Annotated in this window: 22 protein-coding genes and 1 tRNA gene; 7 read left to right on the forward strand and 16 right to left on the reverse strand. The window is 71.7% G+C overall.

Annotated features, from left to right (window positions below; genetic code table 11):
* Positions 1-76 precede the first annotated feature (76 nt).
* Entirely contained in the window at positions 77-574 is a 498-nt protein-coding gene (locus OG286_RS16655; RefSeq protein WP_209417545.1) for a MarR family winged helix-turn-helix transcriptional regulator, read from the forward strand.
* 22 nt (positions 575-596) lie between these two features.
* Here OG286_RS16655 and OG286_RS16660 read toward each other — a convergent pair whose 3' ends face one another.
* The 4 genes from OG286_RS16660 to OG286_RS16675 form a co-directional block, all read right to left on the reverse strand.
* Positions 597-2,150: a polysaccharide biosynthesis protein gene (locus tag OG286_RS16660; protein WP_405361136.1), complete on the reverse strand. Its 1,554-nt coding sequence runs from the start codon at positions 2,148-2,150 to the stop codon at positions 597-599.
* A 61-nt stretch (positions 2,151-2,211) separates the two neighbouring features.
* A complete protein-coding gene (locus OG286_RS16665) occupies positions 2,212-3,147 on the reverse strand; it encodes a LuxR C-terminal-related transcriptional regulator (RefSeq protein ID WP_396325367.1) in 936 nt (311 codons plus the stop codon).
* 391 nt (positions 3,148-3,538) lie between these two features.
* Positions 3,539-3,727 carry a hypothetical protein gene (locus OG286_RS16670; RefSeq protein WP_405365410.1) on the reverse strand — a complete coding sequence of 63 codons (189 nt, stop codon included), beginning with the start codon at positions 3,725-3,727 and terminating at the stop codon, positions 3,539-3,541.
* Positions 3,728-3,748: 21 nt separating this feature from the next.
* Complete coding sequence (locus OG286_RS16675) at positions 3,749-4,330, reverse strand: NADPH-dependent FMN reductase (protein WP_396325369.1); 582 nt, start codon at positions 4,328-4,330, stop codon at positions 3,749-3,751.
* Positions 4,331-4,464: 134 nt separating this feature from the next.
* Here OG286_RS16675 and OG286_RS16680 point away from each other — a divergent pair, with 134 nt between their 5' ends.
* The gene (locus OG286_RS16680) at positions 4,465-5,121 is read left to right on the forward strand and encodes a TetR/AcrR family transcriptional regulator (RefSeq protein WP_396325371.1); all 657 of its coding nucleotides are present in this window, start codon (positions 4,465-4,467) and stop codon (positions 5,119-5,121) included.
* A gap of 104 nt (positions 5,122-5,225) precedes the next feature.
* On the opposite strand, the gene galE is transcribed toward OG286_RS16680, so the two are convergent.
* From galE to OG286_RS16700, 4 genes are all read right to left on the reverse strand, one after another.
* Positions 5,226-6,188, reverse strand: coding sequence for a UDP-glucose 4-epimerase GalE (galE, locus tag OG286_RS16685; RefSeq protein WP_396325372.1), 963 nt, complete (start codon positions 6,186-6,188; stop codon positions 5,226-5,228).
* 336 nt (positions 6,189-6,524) lie between these two features.
* Positions 6,525-7,193, reverse strand: a complete 669-nt coding sequence (locus OG286_RS16690; RefSeq protein WP_396325373.1) for a LuxR C-terminal-related transcriptional regulator — start codon at positions 7,191-7,193, stop codon at positions 6,525-6,527.
* A gap of 179 nt (positions 7,194-7,372) precedes the next feature.
* Positions 7,373-7,445 (reverse strand) — tRNA-Thr (locus tag OG286_RS16695).
* A gap of 118 nt (positions 7,446-7,563) precedes the next feature.
* The gene (locus OG286_RS16700; RefSeq protein ID WP_396325374.1) at positions 7,564-7,974 is read right to left on the reverse strand and encodes a winged helix-turn-helix transcriptional regulator; all 411 of its coding nucleotides are present in this window, start codon (positions 7,972-7,974) and stop codon (positions 7,564-7,566) included.
* A gap of 172 nt (positions 7,975-8,146) precedes the next feature.
* On the opposite strand from OG286_RS16700, the gene OG286_RS16705 reads away from it, so the two are divergent.
* Complete coding sequence (locus OG286_RS16705; protein WP_396325375.1) at positions 8,147-8,743, forward strand: flavodoxin family protein; 597 nt, start codon at positions 8,147-8,149, stop codon at positions 8,741-8,743.
* Positions 8,744-8,764: 21 nt separating this feature from the next.
* Here the strand turns inward: OG286_RS16705 and OG286_RS16710 are convergent, their stop codons facing one another.
* On the reverse strand, positions 8,765-10,111 hold the full coding sequence (locus OG286_RS16710) for an MFS transporter (RefSeq protein WP_396325376.1): 1,347 nt from the start codon (positions 10,109-10,111) through the stop codon (positions 8,765-8,767).
* A gap of 227 nt (positions 10,112-10,338) precedes the next feature.
* On the opposite strand from OG286_RS16710, the gene OG286_RS16715 reads away from it, so the two are divergent.
* Genes OG286_RS16715 through OG286_RS16730 form a run of 4 tightly spaced genes read left to right on the forward strand, consistent with a single transcriptional unit; the run spans position 10,339 to position 14,155 of the window.
* Positions 10,339-10,752, forward strand: coding sequence for a hypothetical protein (locus OG286_RS16715; RefSeq protein WP_405361130.1), 414 nt, complete (start codon positions 10,339-10,341; stop codon positions 10,750-10,752).
* A gap of 1 nt (position 10,753) precedes the next feature.
* The gene (locus OG286_RS16720; protein WP_405361128.1) at positions 10,754-11,314 is read left to right on the forward strand and encodes a hypothetical protein; all 561 of its coding nucleotides are present in this window, start codon (positions 10,754-10,756) and stop codon (positions 11,312-11,314) included.
* Positions 11,314-13,695, forward strand: coding sequence for a putative T7SS-secreted protein (locus OG286_RS16725; RefSeq protein ID WP_405365412.1), 2,382 nt, complete (start codon positions 11,314-11,316; stop codon positions 13,693-13,695). The genes OG286_RS16720 and OG286_RS16725 overlap by 1 nt, the downstream gene beginning before the upstream one ends.
* Positions 13,696-13,711: 16 nt before the next feature.
* Complete coding sequence (locus OG286_RS16730; protein WP_405361124.1) at positions 13,712-14,155, forward strand: hypothetical protein; 444 nt, start codon at positions 13,712-13,714, stop codon at positions 14,153-14,155.
* Between the two features lie 65 nt (positions 14,156-14,220).
* Here OG286_RS16730 and OG286_RS16735 read toward each other — a convergent pair whose 3' ends face one another.
* The 7 genes from OG286_RS16735 to rsmA all read right to left on the reverse strand — a co-directional run bounded on the left by OG286_RS16735 (position 14,221) and on the right by rsmA (position 25,031).
* Positions 14,221-16,566, reverse strand: a complete 2,346-nt coding sequence (locus tag OG286_RS16735) for a hypothetical protein (RefSeq protein ID WP_405365414.1) — start codon at positions 16,564-16,566, stop codon at positions 14,221-14,223.
* A gap of 456 nt (positions 16,567-17,022) precedes the next feature.
* On the reverse strand, positions 17,023-18,429 hold the full coding sequence (locus tag OG286_RS16740; protein WP_405361112.1) for a S8 family serine peptidase: 1,407 nt from the start codon (positions 18,427-18,429) through the stop codon (positions 17,023-17,025).
* 97 nt (positions 18,430-18,526) lie between these two features.
* Positions 18,527-20,119: a WXG100 family type VII secretion target gene (locus tag OG286_RS16745; protein ID WP_405361110.1), complete on the reverse strand. Its 1,593-nt coding sequence runs from the start codon at positions 20,117-20,119 to the stop codon at positions 18,527-18,529.
* Positions 20,120-20,192: 73 nt separating this feature from the next.
* The gene (locus tag OG286_RS16750; RefSeq protein WP_405361108.1) at positions 20,193-20,780 is read right to left on the reverse strand and encodes a hypothetical protein; all 588 of its coding nucleotides are present in this window, start codon (positions 20,778-20,780) and stop codon (positions 20,193-20,195) included.
* A 368-nt stretch (positions 20,781-21,148) separates the two neighbouring features.
* Positions 21,149-22,972 carry an ABC-F family ATP-binding cassette domain-containing protein gene (locus tag OG286_RS16755; RefSeq protein WP_405361106.1) on the reverse strand — a complete coding sequence of 608 codons (1,824 nt, stop codon included), beginning with the start codon at positions 22,970-22,972 and terminating at the stop codon, positions 21,149-21,151.
* A gap of 248 nt (positions 22,973-23,220) precedes the next feature.
* Positions 23,221-24,150 carry a 4-(cytidine 5'-diphospho)-2-C-methyl-D-erythritol kinase gene (locus OG286_RS16760; protein WP_396324469.1) on the reverse strand — a complete coding sequence of 310 codons (930 nt, stop codon included), beginning with the start codon at positions 24,148-24,150 and terminating at the stop codon, positions 23,221-23,223.
* Positions 24,147-25,031, reverse strand: coding sequence for a 16S rRNA (adenine(1518)-N(6)/adenine(1519)-N(6))-dimethyltransferase RsmA (gene rsmA, locus OG286_RS16765; RefSeq protein WP_396324470.1), 885 nt, complete (start codon positions 25,029-25,031; stop codon positions 24,147-24,149). Before rsmA ends, OG286_RS16760 begins: the two co-directional genes overlap by 4 nt.
* Between the last annotated feature and the right edge of the window lie 28 nt (positions 25,032-25,059).

Consider the following 25,059-nt stretch of genomic DNA (forward strand, 5'->3'; position numbering starts at 1 on the left):
CAGTGGCAGCTTCCACATTACATTTCTCGACGTCAAGAGACTTCACATCGACACATCCCCCGATACACTGATCGTCATGGAGGACGAGGTCGACCGCCTGGTCGCAGCATGGCGCCGAGAGCGCCCCGACCTCGACGTGGAACCACTTGAGGTGCTCAGCCGGGTCAGCCGTCTCGCCCGGCACCTCGACCGCGCCCGCCGGACGGCCTTCGCCGAGCACGGCCTGGAGCCCTGGGAGTTCGACGTCCTGACCGCGCTTCGGCGGGCGGGCTCCCCGTACCAGCTCTCCCCCGGGCAGTTGCTCACCCAGACCCTCGTCACCTCCGGCACGATGACCAACCGGATCGACCGGCTCACCGGCAAGGGCCTGGTCAAGCGCCTGCCCGACCCGGACGACCGGCGCGGCGTCCTGGTCCGGCTCACCGAGGACGGCCGCGACCGCGCCGACCAGGCGCTCGCCGGGCTGCTCGCGCACGAGCGTGAGCTGCTCGCCCAGCTCACCGGCGCCCAGCAGGGCGAGCTCGCCGGGCTGCTGCGGCAGCTCGTCGCCCCCTTCGACAACATCCCGGGCTGAGCCGCAGCGCCCCACGGCACCGCTAGAAGCCGTCCGGGTAGGGGGCGCTGAGCGCGGGCACCGGCGCCGGCTCCGCCTCCGCCGTCCGGTAGCCCGGCAGCAGCTCCGCCAGGCGCCGCCGCACCTCCTCGTCGCTGTTGCCCACCGCGGCCTCGTACAGGCCGGTCAGCCCGCCCGCGAGGTCCTCCGGGCCGGCGGCGGACTCGGCCACCGTGGCGTAGATCCGGGAGTGCGCGGTGGGCAGCCGTTCCTCGCCCTCCGAGAAGAGCGCCTCGTTCAGCTTCTCCCCGGCCCGCAGGCCGGTGTAGCGGATCTCCACCTCGTCCCGGCCGAGCTGCACCTGCTCGGCGAAGTTGTGCACCAGGTCGACGATCCGCACCGGCTCGCCCATGTCCAGCACGAACACCTCGCCGCCGTGGGCCATCCGGCCGGCTTCCAGCACCAGGCCGACGGCCTCCTCGATGGTCATGAAGAACCGCGTCACGTCCGGGTGGGTGATGGTCACCGGGCCGCCGCTGCGCAGCTGCTCGGCCAGCACCGAGAGCAGCGAGCCGCGCGAGCCCAGCACGTTGCCGAAGCGGACCGCCGAGAACACCCCGGTGCCGAGGTTGCGCGCGTCCCGGGCGTTGGCCTGCACGATCAGCTCGGCCAGCCGCTTGCTGGCACCGAGCACGGACGTCGGGTCGGCCGCCTTGTCGGTGGAGATCAGGACGAACCGCTCGACACCGGTGGCCAGCGCGGCCTCCACCAGGTGGTCGGTGCCCAGCACGTTGGACTTGACCGCCTCGCTGGGGTGACGCTCCAGCAGCGGCAGGTGCTTGTGGGCGGCGGCGTGGAAGACCACCTCGGGCTTGAGGTCGCGGAAGATCTGCTGGATCCGCGGGCGGTCCCGGATGTCGGCGATCACCAGCGAGTCGTCGGTGAGCAGCGCCTCGCCCCAGATCTCCAGCTGGAGCCGGTGCAGGTTGGACTCGTCGTGGTCCAGCATGTAGAGCGCGCTCGGTTTGAACGCGTGGACCTGGCGGCAGAGTTCACTGCCGATCGAGCCGCCGGCGCCGGTCACCAGCACCCGCCGGCCCTCGATCACGTCCCGGACGTCGGCGGAGACCACGTGCACCTCGTGCCGGCCGATCAGCCGGTTGACGTCGAGGCTGCGCATGTCCGAGCCGACCACCTCGCGGCGCAGTGCGGCCAGGAAGGACGGCAGGTAGCGGACGGCTGCACCGGCCGCGGCGGCGGCGGTGGCCAGGGCGCGGACGCGCTGCGGGGCGAGGCCGGGGATGGCCAGCGCGACCACGTGGGCGTGGTGCCGGACGGCGAGTCCGGTGAGCTCCGCGAGGGTGCCGAGGACGGGGACGCCGTCCACGGCCCGGCCGGCCTTGGCCGGGTCGTCGTCGAGCAGGCCGATCGGGGCGAGGCCGAAGTCGGGTGTCCGGCCGAGGTCGCGGACGAGGGCGGTGCCGGCCGCGCCGGCGCCGACCACCAGGGTGCGCAGGCCCGTCGGCGGTGCGCTCCGGCCCGCTCCCGGGCCGTCCTGGGCTGTGTGCGGGCGTGCGGAAGTGCTGTGCGACGACATCTGTCCTCCGGATTTCCCTGACCTGACGGAACTGAGCCGGTACCTGGGTGTTACGGGCGGATCAGCCGGCGCCGGGAGCTGTGGTCGTGGCGACGGACGGCGTGGCTGCGGGCGCGGCCGGTTCGGACGGGCTGATGCCCGCCCGGCGCGCGACCGCGACGGCGGCCAGGGTGGAGTGCACCCCGAGCTTGCCGAGGACGTTCTGCATGTGGGTCCGCACGGTGTGCGGGGAGAGGTAGAGGCGCTCGGCGACGGCCTGTCGGCCGAGCCCGGCGACCATGCAGCGCAGGATCTGCTTCTCGCGCGGGGTGAGCGTGTCGACCAGGCGTTCGCTCTCGGTGCGGTCCCGCCGGGCGGTGGTGAGCTCCCGGATCACGCCGGTGAGCAGCGCGGGCGGCAGGTGCGTCTCGTCGCGCAGGACGCCGCGGACCACGGCCAGCAGGCGGGCCAGCGAACTCTCCTTGGCCACCCAGCCGGTGGCGCCTGCGTGCAGCGCGCGGGCGGCGCGGTGGGCGTCGTCGGCGGTGGCCAGGACGACGGCCCGCAGCGTGGGGTGGTTGCGGCGGACCCGGGCGAGCAGGGTGATGCCGTCCGGCACCGGCGCGGCGCCGTACTGCGGCCCGGCCGGGTACACGGACGCCGTGGCCGCCGGGTACGGCGGCGCTGCGGGCGGGGCCTGCTGAGGAACGGCGCCCTGGCCGGGAGCCGCGGCCGGGCGGCGGGGTGCGGGCACGACGGCCGACGGGCGGCGGCGGTCGGCGGACGGCCGGACAGGGCTGCGGGCCCCCGCGGCAACGGAGTCGGCGCCGAGGTCGGCGTCGATGAGGATCACGTCGAAGGCGCGGCCCTCGACGCCGGCGCGTTCCAGCGCTCGCTCGGCGGCGGCCGCGCTGCCGGCCGCGCCGACCTCCACATCGGGCTCGGCGGCGAGCGCCGCGGCCAGGGCCTCGGCGAAGATCCGGTGGTCGTCGACCACCAGGACGCGGATCCGCCCCATCGTCACTCCCCCCTGCTCAGGCCGAGCCGGGCCCGGGGCGACAGCCCGGTTCCACCGCCTTGACCTGGGCACTAGTCCGCCGCCCACCCCCCAGTTGCCGGGAGGACCTGAGGCGCCGACCCCCACCGGTACCGAAATCAGCGTACGGGGTGGGGGGCGGCTCGGTGGGGGTTTGGTGAAGTTTCGTCAGGAGGTGCGCACTTGGCGCGACTTGGCGCTCCCGGCGCTGCCGCCCGCGGCCCGGCGGGAGAGCAGCAGGGCGGGCAGCAGGCGAGTGCGAGCAGGGCGACGGCCCAGCCGCGGGTGTCCCGGAAGGCGTCCGCAATGCCGGGGGCGGGCGCGCCGAAGCGCCCGATCGCCCAGGCGGTGACCGGTGTGACGGTGGCGAGCGTCAGGAGCCGGTGGCGACCCACTGGGTGGTGGCCAGCGGCGCGTGGAAGTCCGCCGAGAGGCGGTTGAGGGCGACGTCGACGATTGTGGCGTCGAGGACGGTCATCAGCGAGCCGAGGACCATCACGGCGGCGACGGCCGCGGTGCGCACGCCGGGTACGGCGGCCGCCGCGGCGGTGGTGCTCGTCATCGCTCCCCCCGGGGGGGCGGTTCAGGCGCCGTAGGGGCGGGCGGTGCGGGCGTCCCGGAGCGCGTGCGCCCACCAGGTGAGCTGGTCGAGCATGCCCTTGGCGGCACCGTTCGGGATGGTCGGGTCGACCGGGTCGCCGTCCTCGCCGAAGAGGCCCCAGACGCTGTGGAAGCTGACGCTGTCCCGGACGCTCACGGCGTGCAGTTCGGCGAAGACCAGCCGGAGCTGCTCGACCGCGCGCAGCCCGCCGCCGAGGCCGCCGTAGGAGACGAAGCCGACCGGCTTGGCCCGCCATTCGGCGCCGTGCAGGTCGATCGCGTTCTTGAGGGCGGCCGGGAAGCTGTGGTTGTACTCCGGGGTGATCACCACGAAGGCGTCGGCGGCGGCCAGCCGGGGCGAGAGCGCGGCGTGCCGCTCGGCCTGCTCGGCGGTGGGCTCCTCACCCACGTGGGCCAGCGGGTGCTCGGCCAGGTCTATGACGTCGAGCTCGAGGTCGGCGCGCTGCCCGGCGGTGCGGACGAACCAGTCGGCGACGGTGGGCGCGAAGCGGCCCTGGCGGGTGCTGGCGATGATGACGGCGAGGCGGAACGAGGTCTCGGACATGGCTGTCTCCAGGGATACGTGCTGTGTCGGCCACCGCCCGATCGGACGGCCCGTCAGGTAAAGTACAACGTGTATGGCAACTAGTACAATGGTCATTGCACTGTCCCGAAGGACCCTCCATGAAGGAGCCCCCAGTGACCAGCCGGCAGGAAACGCCGGACCGGCCCCGCCGGGGGCTGGCCGAGAAGCGCCAGGCCATCACCCGGGCCGCCCGCACGGTCTTCGGCCGGGACGGCTACACCCGCGCCAGCATCGACGCCATCGCGACGGAGGCCGGGGTGTCCACCCGCACCATCTACAACCACTTCGCCGGCAAGGAAGTGCTCTTCCAGACCGTCGTCCAGGAGAGCTCGGCGCAGGTCGGCGACGTCCAGCTGGACATCATCGAGCGCCGGCTCGGAAAGGTCACCGACCTGGAGGCGGACCTCGTCGCGTTCGCGCTGGCCTGGATGACCCCGCTGACCGAGTTCGCGGACCACTTCGGACTGGTCCGCCAGATCAACGCCGAGGCCCGGCACCTGCCGAAGGCCTCCCTCGACGCCTGGCAGGAGACCGGACCGCGCCGGGTGTTCGCCGCGCTCGGGCGCCGGTTCGCCGAGCTGGCCGAGGAAGGATGGCTGGAGGCGCCCGACCCTGGGCGGGCCGCCTCGCACTTCGTGCTGCTGACCGCGACGGAGGTCACCCAGCGTTCGTACTGGGGCGCGTACCCGCTCGCCCGGCCGGAGACCGAGGAGATCGTCGTCGCCGGCGTCCGGGCCTTTCTGCGCGCCTACGCGGCGCCCCGCCGATGAGGTCGCGCCACTGAGCGCGTCGGGGCACCCCAGGACCGGGCGCCGCACAGGTGAGGCGCCGGCCCCGGACTGGCCGGGGGCGGCGCCTCACGAGGTCGCCCGGCCTACAGGCCGTTCTTCTCCAGGGTGAACTTCCAGGCGTCGGCCACGATGTCGTCCAGGTTCGGGCGGCGCGGCGTCCAGCCGAGCGTCCGGTGGGCGCGCTCGGCGGAGGCCACCAGCACGGCCGGGTCGCCCGCACGGCGCCCGACGGTCCGCACCGGGATCTCCCGGCCGGTGACCCGCTTGACCGACTCGATCACCTCCCGCACCGAGAAGCCGCTGCCGTTGCCCAGGTTGCAGATCAGGTGCTCGCCCGGCTTGGCCGCGTCCAGCGCCAGCAGGTGCGCGTCGGCCAGGTCCGCCACGTGGATGTAGTCACGGATGCAGGTGCCGTCCGGGGTCGGGTAGTCGTCGCCGTACACCGCGATGTGCTCGCGCTGCCCCAGAGCGGCCTGGAAGACCAGCGGGATCAGGTGCGACTCGGGCTCGTGCCGCTCGCCGTAGACACCGTACGCACCCGCCACGTTGAAGTAGCGCAGCGAGACGGCGGCCAGCCCGTGGGCGACGGCCTCGCTGGTGATCAGGTGGTCGACGGCGAGCTTGGTGGCGCCGTACGTGTTGGTCGGAGCGGTACGGGCGGTCTCGGCGATCGGCACGACCTCCGGCTCGCCGTAGGTGGCGGCGGTGGAGGAGAAGACCAGCTTGCGCACGCCCGCCGCGCGCATCGCGCTCACCAGCTCCAGCGAGCCGGCCACGTTGTTGCGCCAGTACTTCTCCGGGTCCACCACGGACTCGCCGACCTGCGAGGACGCGGCGAAGTGCAGCACCCCGTCGAAGGAGCCGTCCAGCACCGTGCCCGCGTCCTGGATCCGGCCCTGCACGAACTCCGCACCCGCCGGCACACCCTCGCGGAAGCCCGTCGACAGGTCGTCCAGGACGGTCACCCGGTGCCCCGCCTCCAGCAGGTGGGCGGCAACCACGCTGCCGACATATCCGGCACCACCCGTGACCAGGTACTTACTCATGATGCGACCTCCAGCGGGCGATGGTCCGCGGCCTCGGCGGGCCATCGGTGACGTACGTACGACTGGGGCCATTCTCCCTGGCCACCGGGAGTGCTCCGGACCGCGTCCGTCCGGCCCGGGGCGCCGTTCACCGGCTGTTCCGGTCGTCGCCGCCCGGCCCCGGGGCGCCGTTCCCTCGTTCCGGGCGCCGTTCCCCGGTCCCGGCGAGCAGGCCCTCGCTCCGGGGGCCGTCCCCTCGCCCCGGAGAGCAAGCCGTCGTTCCGGGAGCCGTTCCCCGGTCCAGAGAGCAAGCCCTCACCCCGGGCGCCGTTCCCCCGTTCCGGGGGGCGAGCCCGCTCAGTCGCGCGCCACCCGTTCGAGCAACCCGGTCCGGGCCGCCACCGCCGCCGCCTCCAGCCGGGTCCGCGCGCCGAGCTTCATCAGCACCCGCTGGACGTGCGTCCGGGCCGTGCTGGAGGCGATCCGCATCCCGGCCGCGATCGCCGCGGTGTCCTCGCCGTCCGCGATCCGGGTCAGCACCTGGACCTCACGGCGGGTCAGCAACCGCATCAGCCGGACCGCCTCGTCGTCCGACTCGGCCGCCGGGCACAACAGTTGGTCGAAGGCGCCGCGCAGGACGTCCACCGCGACCGCCGCCTCCCCCGCCCGGGCGCGCGCGATGGCCCGCTCGACCACCTCGATCCGCTCGTCGCTGGGCACGTACCCGGCCGCGCCCGCAGCGAACGCGGCTGCCACGCCCCGCAGTTCGCCGACCGGTCCGAGCACGATGACGGCCACCTCGGGCCGCTCGCGGCGGATCCGGCGCAGCCCGTCGAAGGCCCCCGGCTCGCCCGGCCCGGCCACCCCCAGCAGGCAGATCTCCGGCCGGCGGCCGGCCACCAGGTCGGCGGCGGAGCCGGCCGGCGAGCCGACAGCGAGCACCCGGTGGCCGCGCAGCTGGAGCGCGGTGGCCAGCGCCTCGGCCAGCAGCCGATGGTCGTCGACCACCACGAGTCGAACGCCCATGACGCCCTCCCGGTCGGGGTCCGGCCCGCGCCCGCACCCGGTGGGGCGGGCGGCCGATGACGCACCATCACAGCGCATTCGGGCCCGGGCCGCCAGGCCGCCTCGGCGCCGGGGCCGGCCGGGCGCACGAACCCGGACACGAAAAAGACCCTCGCCGTTGGGCGAGGGTCTTTCACTTGAGCCCCCATGCGGAATCGAACCGCAGACCTTCTCCTTACCATGGAGACGCTCTACCGACTGAGCTATAGGGGCCTGAACCTTGTGTTCTCACTTGCTCACTCGCTCGCTCGAACAAGGAAGAGATTACACGGCCGACGGCCCAGAAGGGAAATCGGCCCCGGCCCCGGAACCCGGAGCCGGCCTCCGCCCCTCAACCCTCGGTGTGCGCGCGGTCGAACCCCTCCCGCGCGGCCATCATCAGGGGGGTGCGCGCCTCCGCCCAGCGACCGACCGGCGCCACCAGCTCGGCGAGCTCCCGGCCGAGCGGCAGCAGGTCGTAGACCACCCGCGGCGGCGTCTCCGGGTGAACGGTGCGCCGCACCAGCCCGTTCCGCTCCAGCGAGCGCAACGACTGGGTGAGCATCTTCCGGCTGACCCCGCCCACCGCGCGCTGCAGCTCGGAGAACCGCTGCGGACCGCACTGGTCGAGGCCCATGAGGATCAGCAGCGACCACTTGTCCGCCAGCTCGGCGAACACGTCCCTGCTCGGACAGAGCCGGGCGAAGACATCCCGGCTCTGGGCCTGGTCGGGCCCGGCCGCGGCCTCTTCCTTCGTCGTCATAGCTCCAGGGTAGCGGGCGGTCTCCAATCCGCCCTTGGTAACCAATAGAGACCTGGTCTATATTGGAGACCAAGGCGGCCGCAGGGCCTCCCGGTTCTGCCTGCCCCTTGGTCCCGCCGTTTCACCCCGCCCCCTGGGCCCTTCCTTCCACCTTCCGCGAGGAGCACCCGCCATGACCGCAATCCGCCCGACCGTCGCCATCGCCTATCACTCCGGCTACGGCCACACCGCCGTGATAGCCGAGGCCGTCGCCCGCGGAGCCGCCGCCACCGGAGCCGAGGTCGTCTCCGTCGCCGTCGACACCATCACCGACGAGCAGTGGGCCCGGCTCGACGCCGCGGACGCGATCATCTTCGGCTCGCCCACCTACATGGGCACCGCCTCCGGCGCCTTCCACACCTTCGCCGAGGCCAGCAGCAAGCGCTGGTTCGGCGACGCCTGGCTGGACAAGGTCGCCGCAGGCTTCACCAACTCCGCCTCCAAGAGCGGCGACAAGGCCGGCACCCTCGGCTTCTTCCAGACCCTGGCCGCCCAGCACGGCATGAACTGGGTCAACCTGGGCCTCAAGCCCGGCTGGAACTCCACCACCGCCACCGAGAACGACCTCAACCGCCTCGGCTTCTTCTCCGGCGCCGCCGCCTCCACCCCCTCCGACGGCGGCCCCGACACCGTGCACAAGGCCGACATCGCCACCGCCGAGCACCTCGGCGGGCGGGTCGCCAAGCACACCGCGACCCTGCTGGCCGGCCGCGCCGCCCAGGCCGTCTGACCCGCACCCGCTCCCCGCGGGCTACGCCGCCGGATCCGCCCCCAACACGGGCGCCCGGCGGCGTCCGCCGTCCGCCCCGGCCACCGCCAGATCCGTACCGCTGGTCTCCGGCAGCAACCGCAGGCAGCCCAGCGCCACCAGCCCCAGCACCGCCAGGTACCAGCCGACCGGCTCCGCCGTGCCGTACACGTCGGTCAGCCTGGCCGCGATCAACGGCGTGGTCGCCCCGCCCACCACCCCGCCCAGGTTGTACGTCAGCGCGGCCCCCGTGTACCGCACCCGGGTCGGGAAGAGCTCCGGCAGATACGCCGCCACCGGCCCGAGCAGACACCCCAGCACCACCATCGCCCCCGCCAGGGCCAGGAACATCAGCGGCCGGCGCACCGTCTCCAACAGCGGGAACAACAACGGCGACCAGAGCAACGCCAGTCCCGTCGCCCCCTGCAACGTCCGCCGCCGCCCCCACCCGTCACTGCGCCGGGCACTCACCCAGACCGTTCCGCCCATCGCCACCCCGCCCGCCAGCAGCATCGACAGCACCAGCGTGCTCGACACCCCCAGCCCGGTCGTCGCGTACGCCAGCGCGTACGTGGTGGTCAGGTAGAACATCGCGTACCCCACGGTGATCACGCCGCAGCCGACCAGCACCGTCCGCCAATGCCCGCGCAGCACCTCCACCACCGGCGGTCGCTCCCGCACCCGCCCGGCCTCCGCCGCGAACAGCGGCGTCTCCTCGATCCGCAGCCGCACGAACAGCCCCACCGCCACCATCGCCAGCGACGCCAGGAACGGCACCCGCCAGCCCCACCCGTGGAACGCCCGCTCGTCCAGGGCCAGTTGCAGCGCCAGGAACACCCCGTTCGCCAGCACGAACCCGATCGTCGGGCCGAGCTGCAGAAACGCCCCGTACCGCCCGCGCCGCCCGGCCGGCGCGTTCTCCGCGATCAGCAGCGCCGCCCCGCCCCACTCCCCGCCCAGCCCGAGCCCCTGGCACACCCGCAGCACCACCAGCGCCACAGGCGACCACCACCCCCACACCCCGTACCCCGGCAGCGCCCCCACCGCCGCCGTCGACAACCCCATCAGCAGCAGCGACACCACCAGCGTCGCCTTCCGGCCCAACCTGTCCCCGAAGTGACCGAACACCACCGCCCCCAGCGGCCGCGCCAGAAACGCCACCGCGTACACCGAGAACGACGCCAACAGCGCCCCCACGGTGCCCAGTCCGGGAAAGAACACCGGCCCGAAGACCAGCGCGGCCGCCGTCCCGTAGATGAAGAAGTCGTAGAACTCGATCGCCGTGCCGATCAGCGCCGCCGCTGCGGCCCTCCGCAACTGCGCCGCCCGCCGGGCGTCCTGCGTATCCATACCGCCACCCTGGCGACCCGCTCGCCCCCGCGACAGCACCCACCCGGGTGACACCGGCGCACACCCCCGCACTGCACGCCTCCCGACGCACGGCCATGGCACGGACCCCGGGTCGCAAGGTGGGATGCTCTTGGGCGCTTGAGGCCCGGTTGCCCATGGCACATCCCGGCCGATGGCTCGTAGTTGGTGTACATGCCTGCGATACGCTGACTGCTTTGAGTTTGGGGGTGACGGTGCGTAACGCGGGTCTGGTGCATCAGGTGCGGATGCTGCGGGCGGGGGTGGGTGATCCTGCTCTGATGGTGGCGCAGTTCCGGTTGAGTGTGCTGTTGGTGCCACGGTGGGGGGATGAGGGGCTGTGGACGGCGGATGAGGGTGGTCTGCGGTGGATCTTCGCGTTCACGTCGGAGGAGGAGCTGGCGGCGTTCGCGCGGCTGAAGGACGTGCCGGTGGAGGGGTTGCCGTATCTGACGGTGCTGGGTTCGCGGCTGCTGGAGGTGGCGGTGCCGGGGCTGGGGGTCGCGGGCGGGGTGGCGTTGGACGTGGCGGGGGCGGAGCCGATGCTGTTCCCGCCGATGCGCGGGATCGTGCCGGACGAAGTCGCCCTGGACGGGCCGATGGTGACGACGGGGGAGGGGTGACATGGCGGGGTCGGGGTTCGGGGTTGATCCTGAGGCGCTGAAGCTGGCGGAGGAGGGCATCAACGGGGCGATCGCCGAGTTGCAGGGGCTGGGGATCGCCGGTCTCGCGGAGTCCGGGCGCGGGTTCTCGGAGCTGGAGCTGACGGGCATGGAGGCCGGGCACCCGGACCTGCAGGCGGTGTTCACCGACTTCTGCGAGCGCTGGTCGTGGGGGGTGCGGGTGCTGGTGCAGGAGGGCACGGACATCGCCGGGAAGCTCGGCCTGTCGGCGGGTTACTACCACGAGCAGGAGAAGTACGGCAGCGGCCTGCTGAAGGACGTCGTCGCGGCGAACATCGGCAACCCGCACCAGACCGAGGAGCAGATCGAGGGCAAGTCCTGGGACGCGATCCTGGGCGACAACCCCTACACCCAGCTCACCAACCCCGACTTCTCGCAGGAGTCCGCGGACAAGGCCTTCGACAACATCGGGAAGACGTGGAAGGACGTCGGGAAGGAGAAGCTGGAGGGCCCGTTCGGGATCAACAAGAAGATCGCCGAGGCCGCGGCGGGTGACCACTGATGGGCCTGCACTTCAGCATCACCGACCTGGTCGATGTGACCGAGGCCGTCGTCGACTCGGGCGTCAAAGCCGGCGGGAAGGCCATCCAGAAGGGCTCCCACCTGGTGGGCGGCGCCCTGGACGAGGCCGGACTGCACGGCGCGGCGCAGAAGGTCAACGGGTGGGGCGACGATGTCGCGGACGGGGCCGGGCTGAAGGTCGGCGAGCGGGGGCTCGACCAGACTGATGATCCGAAGGAGCTGGTCCACGGTGATGCGAAGAAACTCAACGCGGTCGCCGGGCACCTGAAGAAGTTCCACGACGCGTTCGAGAAGACCGGCACAGGCCTGGCCAAACTCGACCACGAGCACTGGACCGGCGAGGCCGCGGAGGCCTTCCAGAAGGCGTTCGATCCGCAGCCCAAGCAGTGGCTGAGCGCCGCGGACGCCTGCGGCAAGGCCGCCGCCGCGCTGGAGACGTTCGCGCACACCGTCACCTGGGCGCAGGGCGAGGCCGCGGAAGCGGCGCGGTTGTGGAAGGAGGCGAAGAAGAAGTCGGACGCGGCGATGAAGTCCGCGATCGACGACGCGCTCACCTACGACCTTCGGGTCAAGGCCTACAACTCCACGCCCGCCGACCAGCGTCCGGCGACCCCGCCGGCCAAGCCGGGCGAGTTCAAGAACCCGGCCGAGGCCGACTTCCGGCACGCCGAGGAGAAGCTGGACACGGCCCGCACCCAGCGGGACTCCGCCGCGCGCACCGCGGCCGACGCGATCGCGGCCCTGGTTGCGTCGGCGCCGGCGATGCCGAGCAAGATGCAGATCCTCAAGGCCGAGGTCAAGGACGGCCTGATGGCCGTACCGGTGGCGTACGAGCATTTCTACGGCGGTCTGGTCAAGAGCGGTACCGACCTGATCAAGCTCGGTCGCTCCCTGAACCCCATGGACCCGTACAACCTGTCCCACCCCGCCCAGTACCTCGACGGCCTCTCCACCACCACCGCCGGGCTGATCCAGGCCGGCGACCACCCCGTCGACCTCCTCAAGGGCCTGGTCGGCAGCGGCTGGGGCAACGACCCCTCCGAGGCGAGCGGCAAACTCGTCGGCAACTTCCTCATCGGCGCGGGCACCGGAGGCGGCGGCACCGCCGCCACCCTCGCCGAACGCGAAGCCGCCGCCGTCGCCGAGAACGCCGCCAAGAAGGCGGCCCAGGAAGCAGCGGAGAAGGCCGCGAAAGAGGCAGCAGAGAAGTCGGTGAAGCAGGCCGCCGAGAAGGCGGCGAAGGAGGCAGCGGACAAAGCCTCCAAGGAAGCTGCCGAGAAAGCCCTACAGGAAGCGGCGGAGAAGGCCGCGGCGAAGCCGGTGGTTCCGTCACCGACCAACCCGGCCGGCCTGCCTGAAGGCTGGACCCTCAAGAGTCCTGTCCAGGAAACGGCTGATGTGGCGGCCGGCACCCCCAAGTCCGTCCCGTCGCAGCAGGTCCCGCACCCTGTTCAGCCCGCACCGCACCCCTCGTCGGCCCCGCACCCTGAACCCGCACCGGCGTCAGTGGAGCCCAACGGCGCACACCCGTCGGTGAAGTCGGCCGAAGGCCCTGGCACCGCCCACGGTGGCGATACCACTGCGCAACCCACGCCGCACAATCCTGGTGGGGACACTTCTGGTCACGTGCCCGAGACATCATCCAGTGACGGCGCTTCGGAACCTGCACCCGGCCATTCCGGTGATCACACACCTGCCAAGGAAGCCGAGGGTGGCACCTCCAGTGGTGATGGGGAGCCGCCGAAGCCGCACAGCCCCCAGCCATTGACACCCGCGGAAGAGATGAAGGCCGCTGAGGCCGAGGTTTCGCAGGGCGCAAAAACATTCGCCGACAATGGCGAAGCCATGAAGTACGGCGACGATTATTGGAACAAATATGTTTCCGAGCTGCCCCCGAATGAGCTGAAATCCGTCGTTGACTATACAGGGTCGACATATAATGAGATCAATGGCTACTTGCGTGGAAGCGTGAAGGAGACCCCAGGGCTTCTCCAGTATGTCAAAGACATTGACAGTGCTCTGGCTGGTCATCCTCTACCGGAGGATATTATGCTCAGTCGGAGGCAAGATCTCTTTCATATTCCCGGAGATGCCCCGAGCATGGTCGGAAAAGTGTTCACCGAGGACTCGTATACATCCACATCGCTCGGCGGTCCCGCCTCCGGCTTTCAGAGCAAGGAGGCAGTCCTCCACCTGAAAGTCCCCCAGGGGACTCCGGCGCTGTGGGTGGAAGACATCTCGGTCTGCAAGGGGATGGACGAGCGCGAGGTGCTGCTCGGACGGGGGATGCAGTGGCGGGCCGATAGTGTCATCTTCGGCAATGACGGCAAATGGCACATCTATGGGGAGGTTCTCCCCTGATGAAGGGAAATGGTCGATGAGTGAGAACGAAGGAAGTCGCCTCCTCGGGGAGGACATGCAAATGCGACTGGTGGAGGGCGGGCCAGTCGATTTCGTCTTCCAGACGGACAAGCCCGTCGAGTACGTGGCGGTCGCCAACCAGGGCGACGGGATCCTTGGCTACCTGTGGGCCTGTGACGCTGACGACGCCGCAGGCTGGGAGGGTCGGCTCGCTGCCGGTGCTATCGCGATGAACGGCAGCAGGTACTGGTACGGAAAGCTGCGTGAGGCCAAAGCCCGTGGGCTGCTGCCGTCGCAGGCTCTGGCCGAGTTGTCTGCAGACACCGAAGGTGGATGGTCCGGACAGGTCGTGTCCGGTTCGCGGGCGAAGGCGGCGAGTGTCGTCGAACTGCGCGTGAAGGCGCGCGAAGGGTGGGAGCCGCCCGCGCAGCCCGAGATGCCTCGCGGCCGAGGTCGCTGAGTTCTACGCGCACGTGGTGGTGGCCCCAGAGATCAGCAGGGGCCACCACGGGAGGCCAGTGTTCCTCAGGTCGGGGTACGTGGACTCCCAGCGGCCCGCCGGAGATCACGGAGAGGGAAGGCGAGGGAGGTCGGACTTGCGGGGTTGAGCCGCAGGTCCAGCCCTTCGAACGTAGCGGCAAGGTCACGGCCTGACATCCGAACGACGCCGGCCCAGTGTCTCGGAACATGCCCCTGTGAGGTACATGCGTCCACGCCGTCCTTGCCATTTCCCCCGGTCGTTACCAGCAGCACACCGGTCTCGGCGTCGGGGCACACCAGCAGTTCAGCGTCCAGCAGCGCCGCCAGCAGCTCGGACGGGTTCCCCTCGCCGGACGCCAACCTGCACAGGGCGGCCTCGGCAGGGATCCGGGCGTCGTCCCCATCCTGCCAGGCCGGCGGGGTGCTGAGCAGAATGCTGAGCACCCCCTCCGGAAGCACCAGAATGACCCTCCCAGAGGCATCGACCAAGACGGATCGAACCGGTGAGCCGAATCTGACGTCGACAACCTGCCCGGTCTGAGGCCTGCGGACGCGGACGAGTCCGTCGTTCCAGGCCATGGCGATGACCAAGCCGTACGTGCTGCCGCCGACTGCGACGCCCGCGACCGGGCACTGCCTCTGGTCAACGACCCCGGGCGGCGTTCCCGAACCGGGCTCCCAGGAGCGGACCCGGCCGTCGGCACCCCCGCTGACCAGGAGCCCTTCACCAGCGGCGTCGGGGGGCGTTATGGCCAGCGCCGTGACCGGCCCGATGTGCAGCACCTCGTCCACCGCACCCGCCGGCCAGTACACCCGGCCGGTGCTGTCACCGGCGGCGCCCAGCGGGCCGATCGCGGTCAGGTGGCCCACCCTCGGCACGGGGAAGGCGGGCAGGGAGCTGCCGGCGAGGAGGTAGGGCTGGCCGTTCGAGCCGAGAGCCGCAGGCGTGCCATCGGGCAGGCCTTGAAGCCCCACTGTCAGTACTGGAGTCGCAAGCGGACAACCTGGCACCGAAAACTGCTTCCCGGACGCCAACTCAACGGCCTTCAGGGTGCCGTCATCGGTGACCAGCACGATATCGCCGCCATGTGGTCTCTGGGCCAGCATGCCAGCACGTACAGGCGAATCGCCTGCCTGGAACCAGAGGGTCTGCTCAACCGTCCAGTCGACGGCTCCCTTGAGCGGCAGCTCGCCCCCGCTCACGTCCCGTGGACGCCGCGCCAGGAGGACGATGGCCCGAACTGCGGGGTCGGGCTCGTCGATCAGCGCGGGGCCGGCAAGGCTCCAGGCTTTGGCGATCTGGACGTTCGGATGAACAGCGAGCGCGGTGGTGACCGCGATCGGGTCGGCGTGAGCGAGCAACTCAACGTCCTCGAGCACCTCGTCTGCCAGACCTGCGCGAAGTGCCTGGCGCAGAACAAGTGCCAGCTCTGCTGGGTCGGCACGCGTGAAGTCGGGAGAGCGGTTGGAAAGACGGGGAACGGCTCCGGCCAGGGCACGCGTTAGTTCAGCCGGGTCGACAGGGTCGGCATCGGCCGTGACCGTGTCCCGCAGCGGCCCCGCCGGTAGCCACCACGTCCCGCCCGCCATGGAATCGGGAGGAAGTAGCCGAGCCGCGGTCTCGACAGCCTCGACACCCGCGATGGCCGACCACTGCGCCAAGTTCAGCGGCTGTTCCGCACCGGCGAGAGCGGCAAGTGCTACTCGCGCGTCGTCTCCCGCAGCGGCCCACCACGCGGCATGCACCCCCTTTGCCGCCTGCCCGGACACCTCAGCCGGAACCGCCGCAGCAAGCAGGGCCAGGCCCGGGCTGGGGTAGACATCGGAAGCGTTGAATGGTGAAGCACCCCGCCGCTTCTCGTACCAGGCCGAGAACCGTACAGGGTCGGTCCACCGGGGTTCGTCCAAGGCCAGAACGGCGGCCCCCTGGATGGTGTCCCCCTCACCACCTCCGCCCTCGGCCACCACCCGCAGCCCTGGCACATCCAGCAGACGGCCCAGCACCCGCACCGCAATGGCCTCCGGTTCGGCCGAGCGACCGAGGTCCCACAGGAGCAGCAGCTTCGGACGGCCGCCGTCCTGCAGCGCCCGGACAAGATCCGAGGCCGTACGCGCGTACACCCCCAACCGAGCGGCCAACCGCCAGACCGCCGCATCCGCCGTCATCCCCGCCAACGAGAACGCAGCGTCCGGCCGCCGACCAGCCGGACTACCGGAACCACTGCAGGCAGCCACCAACCAGGTCAGCAAGTGAGACTTCCCGATGCCCGACGGCCCGGAAACAACACAAATGCGGGGAGCCCTGGGATCATCCAAGAACTTCAGCAACGCAACACCAGCCGGCTGCCGCCCCGCCCGAAGTGGCGGCAACTGACGCTCCGTTTCGCTCACGAACCCCCCATCTCCAGGCCGGTATGGCCACGAAAATTCTACGTGCTCAGAGGCGGTTACGAGCGCTGCTGAAGTAGCCACGAGGGCCGGCGGTCGACAATCCGGGCGGGCGTGTACTGGGCTCGCCGGGCAGCCCGCTGAACCATTCCTCGGCAGCAACTGCCCGACCAGGTCGGGGTGGTCCAGCTTGAAGCCGCTATCGATCACGGCGACCCGTGATGCCTCGGCCCTTGCTGACGTTCCACATCTCCGGCGCGTGTATGGCGTCAAGGTGCCGCTGATTGTCACGGATCGAGTCCGCCGCAACTGCCGGCGCCACTACCGGCCCGGCCAGCAGCCCGCTCGCGAGCCCCCCAGCCCTGCCCCATCGATCCGGCTTGTCATTCATCTCCCGAACAACGCTGCCCGGCCACCGGGTTCACACCATGCGGCCGGGCAGTTGCCTCACTCTTCTGACTACCGCGCGTACGGATTGTCACTCGGCGGAGCCGGCGGCTCGTACGCGGGCGGCGCGGGCGGAACACCGGGCCCGGTCTGCTGCGGCATCTGCGGCACGACCGCACCCTCCCGGGAGGGTGCCGACCGCCTCCGCAGCACGAAGAACACCACACCCGCCACCAGCACCAGCCCACCGACCACCGCCGCCGCCGCCACGACAGGCAGGGAACTGCCGGAATCCCTCGCGGCCACAGGCTGCGCGACCGGCGACGCCGCCGGCGCGCCGGCCGGGGCCGGACTCGCCACAGCCGACGCCGGGGAGGACACCGCCGCAGACGGCGACGTGGAAGGCGTTGCGGAAGACGACGCGGCAGGGGCCTCGGCCGGCTTCTCCGGAATCGGGTTCACATTCGCCGGGCCGGGGTCGCCGGGAGCGGTCAGCGCGATCCGCGGCCGAACAGCCCCGAAACCGACATTGTCGGCTCGGACTGACCCATCGCTCGGCTTGCCGGCCGAGCTGATAAGCACACGCAGAACCTGATTGGCGGTCCAGTCCGGGTGGACGGACCACACCAACGCCGCCGAGGCGGAGACCAGCGCGGTCGCGTCCGACGTGCCATGACTGTCGCAGTAGCCGGTCTGTCCCGTGCAGGCCTCGACCATCTCCGCACCGGGCGCAACAAGATCAACCTGCGGCCCCCGCTCGGACTCCGAGGTCACTTCCCCATTGCGGTCGACCGCCCCGACCCCGACGACATTGGGCAGGCCGCCGGGGTACTCGACCGGATTGCCCTGTTGGGCCGAGTTCCCGACGCTGGAGACCACCAACGAACCCTTTGCGGTTGCGCTCGCGATGACGCGGTTCAGTTTGGCCACATCGTCAGGAGAGGTTTTGATGGCCTCAATACCCTGCGAGATGTTGATGACCTTCGCCCCCTGGTCCGCCGCGTAGCTGACGGCCTGGCCGATTTGGTCGAGGAAGTCGGCCGAGGACAAACCGCTGCCATCGGACCCGTTCTGAATCTTCAGCGGCAGAATCTTGGCGCCGGGGGCCAGGCCATAGGCGCCGTTGCCCCCCATTCCCTTGCCGGACCCCGCGATGAGGCTGGCCATCTGCGTTCCGTGGCCGTTGCTGTAGGACCCCACTCCACCGGGAAGCCCGCTGAAGTCCTTGCCCGGCAGCAACTGTCCCACGAGATCCGGGTGATCCAGCTTGAACCCGCCCTCGATCACCGCGACCGTGATCCCCTGGCCCTTCGAGATCTGCCACATCTCCGGGGCATGCATGGCATCCAGGTGCCACTGGTCCTTACGGATGGAGCCGTCCGCAGCTGCCGGAACCGCTGCGGGGCCCACAGCCATACCTGCCGCCAGGAGCGCCGCAGCGAACATCCGCCCACGCACTCGCACGTTCGTCCGCCCCATCACAACTCCTTGTTGTCTCCCGTCGGCCGAGGACTGCGCCCCGGACAGGTCTGCCCGGCCACTGGTTGGGCCCAGTGACCGGGCAGCTACTGCAGTCCTACTCAATCACGCCCGGATTGCTCTGCGGCGTACCGCTGGTCCAGGTCTCCTCGTCCTCGTGCAGGTAGTCGGCCCGCTGACGACGCTCGCGCTCGCTCTTGCCCGCGCCGCCGCCCGTCATGCCGGGACCGCCCGCCATGCCGTTCTGGCCCGAACGCGACCCGCCCTCGGGCCCGACCGCGCCGGCCCGGTTGCGCAGACCCGTCCCACCCGGGGTGAACTCGCCACCCGCAGTCGGCCCCTTGCGGCCGCCGACCGTACCGCCGCCGGTCGAGGTCAGCCCGCGGCCGCGCACGCTGCCGCCCGAGGCGCCGCCACCGTGGCCCCCGCCAGCCCCGGGGTGCATGCCGCCCCCACCCGGGCCGCCCGGGCCGCCACCGGCCCGGCCCGCCTGGCCGTCGCGGCCGAAGACCGTTCCACCGCTCGGGACACCCGGGTTGCCGTTCTTGGCCGGCAGGTTGCCACCGCCGAAGGTGCTCGTCCGGCTCGGGCTCGGACCGGTGACCTTGGGCGGGATGGTGCCGCCACCGCCGAACGGGACGGGACCGGGGCCCGGGAAGTTGTTGTTGCCTCCGGGACCGTTCGGGTAGCCCGGTCCGCCGCCCGGACCGTTCGGGGGCAGCTGGCCGGGGCCGCCCGGTGTGAACGGACCGGTCTGGTCGGGCAGGGTCGGAGCGGGCGGCAGGCTGTTGAGGTCGGTCCCGGGACGGTCCGGCGGGTACGACGGTGCCGGAGTGGGCACGGGCACGCCCGGGTCCGACGGCAACGGCACCGGACCGTTGCGCGGAGGAATCGGGTCGACGTGTCCCGGTCCGCTCGGACCCGGCGGGACCGGCACGGGCGGACGCGGCGTCACCGAACCGCCACCACCACCGCCACCACCGGGCGGACTGTAGCTGCCGCCGCCACCGCCACCGACTCCGCCGTGCGGGTTGCGGCCGGTGCCACCGGAGCCGGTGCCGCCGCCACCACCAATCGAGTGGTCCGACGAGGAGTCTCGATCGCCACCCTCACCTGGCGGCTTCAGCTCCTCCGGCGTCTCGAGCGAGTTCAGCTTGGTGGTCACCGCCTCGTAGGCCTGCGCCAGCTTCACCATCTGGTTGACGGCTTCCTGGTGCTCCTGCTTGACCTTCTTCTCCGCCTCGGCCGCCTCGGCCCCGGTCACCCAGTTCGGGTTGGCCTGCTTCATGACGGAGTCCACGGTGGAGCCGACGCCGTACCGGGCCTCGAAGTCGGAGGGGAGGTACGGGATGTTCTGGTTCTTGTGCTTGGCGACCTTGTCGATCTCGGCCTGAGGCAGCTTCGGCATGGCGACCTTGGCCGTGCTGAGCGCCTCGCCCGCCTGGTGCATGGCGTCGCCGACACCCGTGGAGTAGTCGGCGAGCTTCGCCGCCGACTTGTGGAAGTTGCTGGCCCACGCCTTGAAGCCCTCGCCGGCCGGGCCCTCCCAGGCGATCTGGTCGATGTGCGACTTGAGCGCCCCGCTGAGGTCCTTCAGAACACGGCCGGCAGCCTGCAGCTGACTTCCGCGGCCGAGGACCTTCGACGGGTCGCTGCTGTCGACCATGACCTTGAGCTCTTCGTGCTTCATGGGCTCGAAGTTCGTTCCGCCTGCCATCACTCACTCCCCGTCATACCGAGCGTCCTGCCCCCTGGACCAAACATCAGAAGCCCACCTTCGGGCCAGGCCCGTTCGGCCCGGCCGCCGGCGTCGCGACGCCCGCGTTCTTCGCCACGGCCTGCTGGGCGGCGGCCGTGTTCTCCTCGTTGCCCGCGTAGTTGGCCGCCGCCTTCGTGACGGACTTCTGCATTTCCTCGATCTGCTTCACGAAGACCTTGTGCATGTTCACGAGCTCGTTGTGAGCCCGCTGGTAGGCCGTCGTCAGATCGGTGGACTGCGAGAAGTTCTTGCCGAAGTTGTCCGCCTGGAGCCGCTGCTCCTGGAGGTTGTACGGCGCTGCCGCCGAACCCTCCATCGCCTGGAGCAGTGCCTCGATCTTCTTCGTGAACGCCGTCAGGGTGTCCAGCTCGACCTGGACGTTCTTGCTGCCGAACGCGGAGACCAGCTCCGAGGCGCTGGCGTTCGTCTGGACGGCGCGCACAACGGTGTCGGCCGCGCCGAACACGGCGCCGAAGCCGAACAAGCTGTTGCTGTGGCCCGTACCGAGCGAGAACGGCATCTCGTCGGGCTTGACCGCGCCCGTCGTACCGTTGGCCGTCCCCGTACCGTCGCCTGCAGGCGCGTCTGCCACCGTAATCCACCTCTCCCCCGTGTGCGGGGCGGCCCGGAGGCCGCCGCACCGCAACACACCGTCAACTTCTCGGTCATACAGTCTTACTCATGCACCCGTCGGTCCGCACGGAGGGACAGCGGTTGCCTCGGCCATCGTAGCCACCACCGCCGTCGCCCCGGCAGGGCCCATGGCACGACTGAGCGCGATCGGTACGAACTTGACACGCACAGGGCCCTGCCGTGCCATCCCCACCCCACCGCCCCGGGCCCGCCGCCGCCCGCGAGCACCGCCCGCCGACCAGGCCGACGGTCCGCCCGACCCGCCCGCATGGCCCGGCGCACCGGGCGCCGGGCCATGCGGACAGGACGGTCGGGGGCCGGCCGGGCTCAGACCTGCTCGGCCAGCTCCAGCCAGCTCATCTCCAGCTCCTCCTTCTCCTCCCGGACGGCGCGCAGCTGCGTGTCCAGCTCCGCGACCTTGGAGAAGTCGGCGGCGTGCTCCGCGAGTTGGGTGTGGAGCTTGGATTCCTTGTCGTCCAGCTTGGCGATCTGCCGCTCCAGCTTCTGCATCTCCTTCTTCGCCGCCCGCGCGTCCCCGGCCGACAGCCCGGGGGCCGCCGCGGCCTCGGCGGCCGAGGCCCCGGTGGCGGCAGCGGCGGCAGCGGCAGCCGCGGCAGCCATGCGGGCACGCCGCTCCAGGTACTCGTCGACGCCGTTGGGCAGCATCCGCAGCTTCTTGTCGCCGAGCAGCGCGTGCACCACGTCCGTGGTCCGCTCGATGAAGAAGCGGTCGTGGCTGATGACGACCATCGAGCCGGGCCAGCCGTCGAGGAGGTCCTCCAGCTGGTTGAGCGTCTCGATGTCGAGGTCGTTGGTCGGCTCGTCGAGGAAGAGGACGTTCGGCTCGTCCATCAGCAGCCGGAGCAGCTGGAGCCGGCGCCGCTCACCGCCGGAGAGGTCGCCGACCGGGGTCCACTGCTTGTCCTTGCCGAAGCCGAACTGCTCGCAGAGCTGGCCGGCGCTCATCTCCCGGCCCTTGCCGAGGTCGACCCGGGAGCGCACCTGCTCGACGGCCTGGAGCACCCGGGTCTCCGGCTCCAGTTCGGCGACCTCCTGGGAGAGGTAGGCGAGGCGGACGGTCTTGCCGACCTTGATCACGCCGGACGCGGGCTGCACGTCGCCCTCCGAGGCGTACGCGTCGCGCATGGCGCGCAGCAGCGAGGTCTTGCCGGCGCCGTTGACGCCGAGCAGGCCGATCCGGTCACCGGGGCCGAGCTGCCAGGTGAGGTTCTCCAGCAGCAGCTTGGGGCCGGCGGTGACGGTGACGTTCTCCAGCTCGAAGACGGTCCGGCCGAGGCGGGCGTTGGCGAACTTCATCAGCTCGCTCTTGTCCCGCACCTCCGGCACGTCGGCGATCAGGGCGTTGGCGGCCTCGATGCGGTAGCGCGGCTTCGAGGTACGGGCCGGGGCGCCGCGGCGCAGCCAGGCGAGCTCCTTGCGGGCCAGGTTCTGGCGCTTCTGCTCCTCGGTGGCCTCGATCCGGGTGCGCTCGGCGCGGGCGAAGACGTAGTCGGAGTAGCCGCCCTCGTACTCGTGCACGGCGCCGTGCTGGACGTCCCACATCCGGGTGCAGACCTGGTCGAGGAACCACCGGTCGTGGGTGACGCAGACGAGGGCGGAGCGGCGGTTCTGGAGGTGCTTGGCGAGCCAGGCGATGCCCTCGACGTCGAGGTGGTTGGTGGGCTCGTCCAGGACGATCAGGTCGGGCGAGCCGAGCAGCAACTTGGCGAGGGCGATCCGGCGGCGCTCGCCGCCGGAGAGGGGGCCGATGACGGTGTCCAGGCCGTCGGCGAAGCCGGGCAGGTCGAGGCCGCCGAAGAGGCCTTCGATGATGTCGCGGATGCGCGCGTCGCCGAGCCACTCGTGGTCGGCGCGGTCGGCGATCACCTCGTGCCGGATGGTGGCTTCGGGGTCGAGCGAGTCGTGCTGGGTGAGGACGGCCAGCTGCAGTCCGCCGGAGTGGGTGATCCGGCCGCCGTCCGGCTCCTCCAGCTTGGCGAGCATCCGGATCAGGGTGGTCTTGCCGTCGCCGTTGCGTCCGACGACGCCGATCCGGTCCCCCTCACTGACGCCGAGGCTGACCCCGTCCAGAAGGGCCCGGGTGCCGTAGACCTTCGTGACGGACTCGATGGTGGCGAGGTTGACGGCCACGTGTGCTGCGCTCCTGGGTTCGGCGGTCTCGGGGCCGCCCCGGTCTCGCGGCGCACACCCCTTCGGGGAAGGCCCCGATCTCCCCAGCCTAGTCGGCCGTTCCCGGGCGCCTCACCCGCGAGCACCACCGCCCCGGGGCACACCCGTCCCCGGCACCCCGGGCGCCTCACCCGCGAGCACCACCACCCCGGAGCGCCTCCACCCCAGGCACTCCCCGGCGCCACCCCCGGCGCCACCCCCGCGGCGCCTCAGCCGCCGAGCACCGCCGCCCCGGGCACCGGCCCGTACGTCGCGTGTGCGGTGCGGCAGGTGCCCGACGCCCGCAGCGCCTCGGCGACGGCGGCCGCCGCGTCGGCGTCCTTGACGAGGAAGGCACAGGTCGGGCCGGAGCCGGAGACCAGGGCGCCGATCGCGCCGGCCTCGGTGCCCGCGCGCAGGGTGGCGGCGAGCGCGGGGCGCAGCGAGAGGGCGGCCGGCTGGAGGTCGTTGGCGAGCGCGCCGGCCAGGGCGACGGCGTCACCGTCGGCGAGGGCGGCGAGCAGGGCCGGGTCGGCGTCGGGGGTGGGCACGTCGGTGTCGCTGGAGCCGGTGCCGGCCTCCTCGCGGAGGCGGTCGCACTCATGGAAGACGGCGGGGGTGGAGAGGCCGCCGTCGGCGACGGCGAAGACCCAGTGGAAGATCCCGGCGACGGGCAGCGGGTCGAGGATCTCGCCGCGGCCGCGGCCCAGGGCGACGCCGCCGACCAGGGCGAACGGCACGTCGGAGCCGAGCTCGGCGGCCAGCTCCAGCAGGGTGTCGGCCGGCGTGTCGAGGCCCCAGAGCGCGTCGCAGGCGACCAGCGCCGCCGCACCGTCCGCGCTGCCTCCGGCCATGCCGCCGGCCACCGGGATGGCCTTGGCGATGTGCAGGTGGACGGCGGGGCCGGCGAGGCCGTGGTGGGCGGCGAGCAGCCGGGCGGCGCGGGCGGCCAGGTTGCTGTCGTCGAGCGGGACGACGGCGGCGTCCGGCCCGGAGCAGCTGAGGGTGACGCCCTCGCCGGGTGAGCCGGGCGTCGCCGTCACCTCGTCGCCGAGGGCGACGGCGAAGAAGACGTTGGCCAGGTCGTGGAAGCCGTCGGCGCGCAGGCCGCCGACCCCCAGCTGGACGTTGACCTTGGCGGGGACCCGTACCGTGATCACTCGGACTCCGACTTCGCGGGCTTGTGCTCGGCGATCGCGGCGAACTGCTCGACCGTCAGCATCTCGCCGCGCAGCTTGTGGTCGATCCCGGCGGCGGCGAGCGCCTGCTCGGCCCCGGCCGGTGAGCCGGCCCAGCCGGCCAGAGCTGCGCGCAGGGTCTTGCGGCGCTGGGCGAACGCGGCGTCGACGACCGCGAACACCTCCGCGCGGGTGGCGGTGGTCTGCGGCGGCTCGCGGCGGATCAGCGAGACCAGGCCGGAGTCGACGTTCGGCGCGGGCCAGAACACGTTGCGCCCGATGGCGCCGGCCCGCTTGACGTCCGCGTACCAGTTGGCCTTGACCGACGGGACGCCGTACACCTTGTTGCCGGGCTTGGCAGCGAGCCGGTCGGCGACCTCGCTCTGCACCATCACCAGGGTGCGCTCGATGCTGGGGAACGTCGCCAGCATGTGCAGCAGCACGGGCACGGCCACGTTGTAGGGGAGGTTGGCGACCAGCGCGGTGGGCGGCGGGCCGGGGAGCTCGGTGACCTCCATGGCGTCGCTGAGCACCAGGTCGAAGTCCTCGGCGCGGGCGGGCAGCCGGGAGGCGACGGTGGTGGGCAGGTGCTGGGCGAGCAGCGGGTCGATCTCGACGGCGGTGACGTGCGCGGCGACGTCGAGCAGCGCAAGGGTGAGCGAGCCGAGCCCGGGGCCGACCTCGACCACCGCATCCTCGCTCGTCACCTCGGCGGCCCGGACGATGCGGCGCACGGTGTTGCCGTCGATGACGAAGTTCTGCCCGCGCTGCTTGGTCGGCTTCACCCCGAGGGTGGCCGCCAGCTCCCTGATGTCGGAGGCGCCGAGCAGGTGCGTGTCGGAGGTGGGGTCGGTGGTGCTCACCCCGCAAGGATACGGGCGGGGCGGGTGC

Source organism: Kitasatospora sp. NBC_00039 (assembly GCF_045160625.1).
In the GTDB taxonomy this organism is placed as follows: domain Bacteria; phylum Actinomycetota; class Actinomycetes; order Streptomycetales; family Streptomycetaceae; genus Kitasatospora.

Bases quoted from the DNA above. Each gene is read 5' to 3' on its own strand.
- OG286_RS16730 (WP_405361124.1), top strand. From the start codon at position 13,712: ATGAGTGAGAACGAAGGAAGTCGCCTCCTCGGGGAGGACATGCAAATG.
- OG286_RS16745 (WP_405361110.1), bottom strand. From the start codon at position 20,119: ATGAAGCACGAAGAGCTCAAGGTCATGGTCGACAGCAGCGACCCGTCG.
- OG286_RS16690 (WP_396325373.1), bottom strand. From the start codon at position 7,193: ATGGGCGTTCGACTCGTGGTGGTCGACGACCATCGGCTGCTGGCCGAG.
- OG286_RS16725 (WP_405365412.1), top strand. From the start codon at position 11,314: ATGGGCCTGCACTTCAGCATCACCGACCTGGTCGATGTGACCGAGGCC.
- OG286_RS16670 (WP_405365410.1), bottom strand. From the start codon at position 3,727: ATGACGAGCACCACCGCCGCGGCGGCCGCCGTACCCGGCGTGCGCACC.
- OG286_RS16740 (WP_405361112.1), bottom strand. From the start codon at position 18,429: ATGGGGCGGACGAACGTGCGAGTGCGTGGGCGGATGTTCGCTGCGGCG.
- OG286_RS16705 (WP_396325375.1), top strand. From the start codon at position 8,147: ATGACCGCAATCCGCCCGACCGTCGCCATCGCCTATCACTCCGGCTAC.
- OG286_RS16700 (WP_396325374.1), bottom strand. From the start codon at position 7,974: ATGACGACGAAGGAAGAGGCCGCGGCCGGGCCCGACCAGGCCCAGAGC.
- OG286_RS16660 (WP_405361136.1), bottom strand. From the start codon at position 2,150: ATGTCGTCGCACAGCACTTCCGCACGCCCGCACACAGCCCAGGACGGC.
- OG286_RS16665 (WP_396325367.1), bottom strand. From the start codon at position 3,147: ATGGGGCGGATCCGCGTCCTGGTGGTCGACGACCACCGGATCTTCGCC.
- galE (WP_396325372.1), bottom strand. From the start codon at position 6,188: ATGAGTAAGTACCTGGTCACGGGTGGTGCCGGATATGTCGGCAGCGTG.
- OG286_RS16710 (WP_396325376.1), bottom strand. From the start codon at position 10,111: ATGGATACGCAGGACGCCCGGCGGGCGGCGCAGTTGCGGAGGGCCGCA.
- OG286_RS16720 (WP_405361128.1), top strand. From the start codon at position 10,754: ATGGCGGGGTCGGGGTTCGGGGTTGATCCTGAGGCGCTGAAGCTGGCG.
- OG286_RS16675 (WP_396325369.1), bottom strand. From the start codon at position 4,330: ATGTCCGAGACCTCGTTCCGCCTCGCCGTCATCATCGCCAGCACCCGC.
- OG286_RS16655 (WP_209417545.1), top strand. From the start codon at position 77: ATGGAGGACGAGGTCGACCGCCTGGTCGCAGCATGGCGCCGAGAGCGC.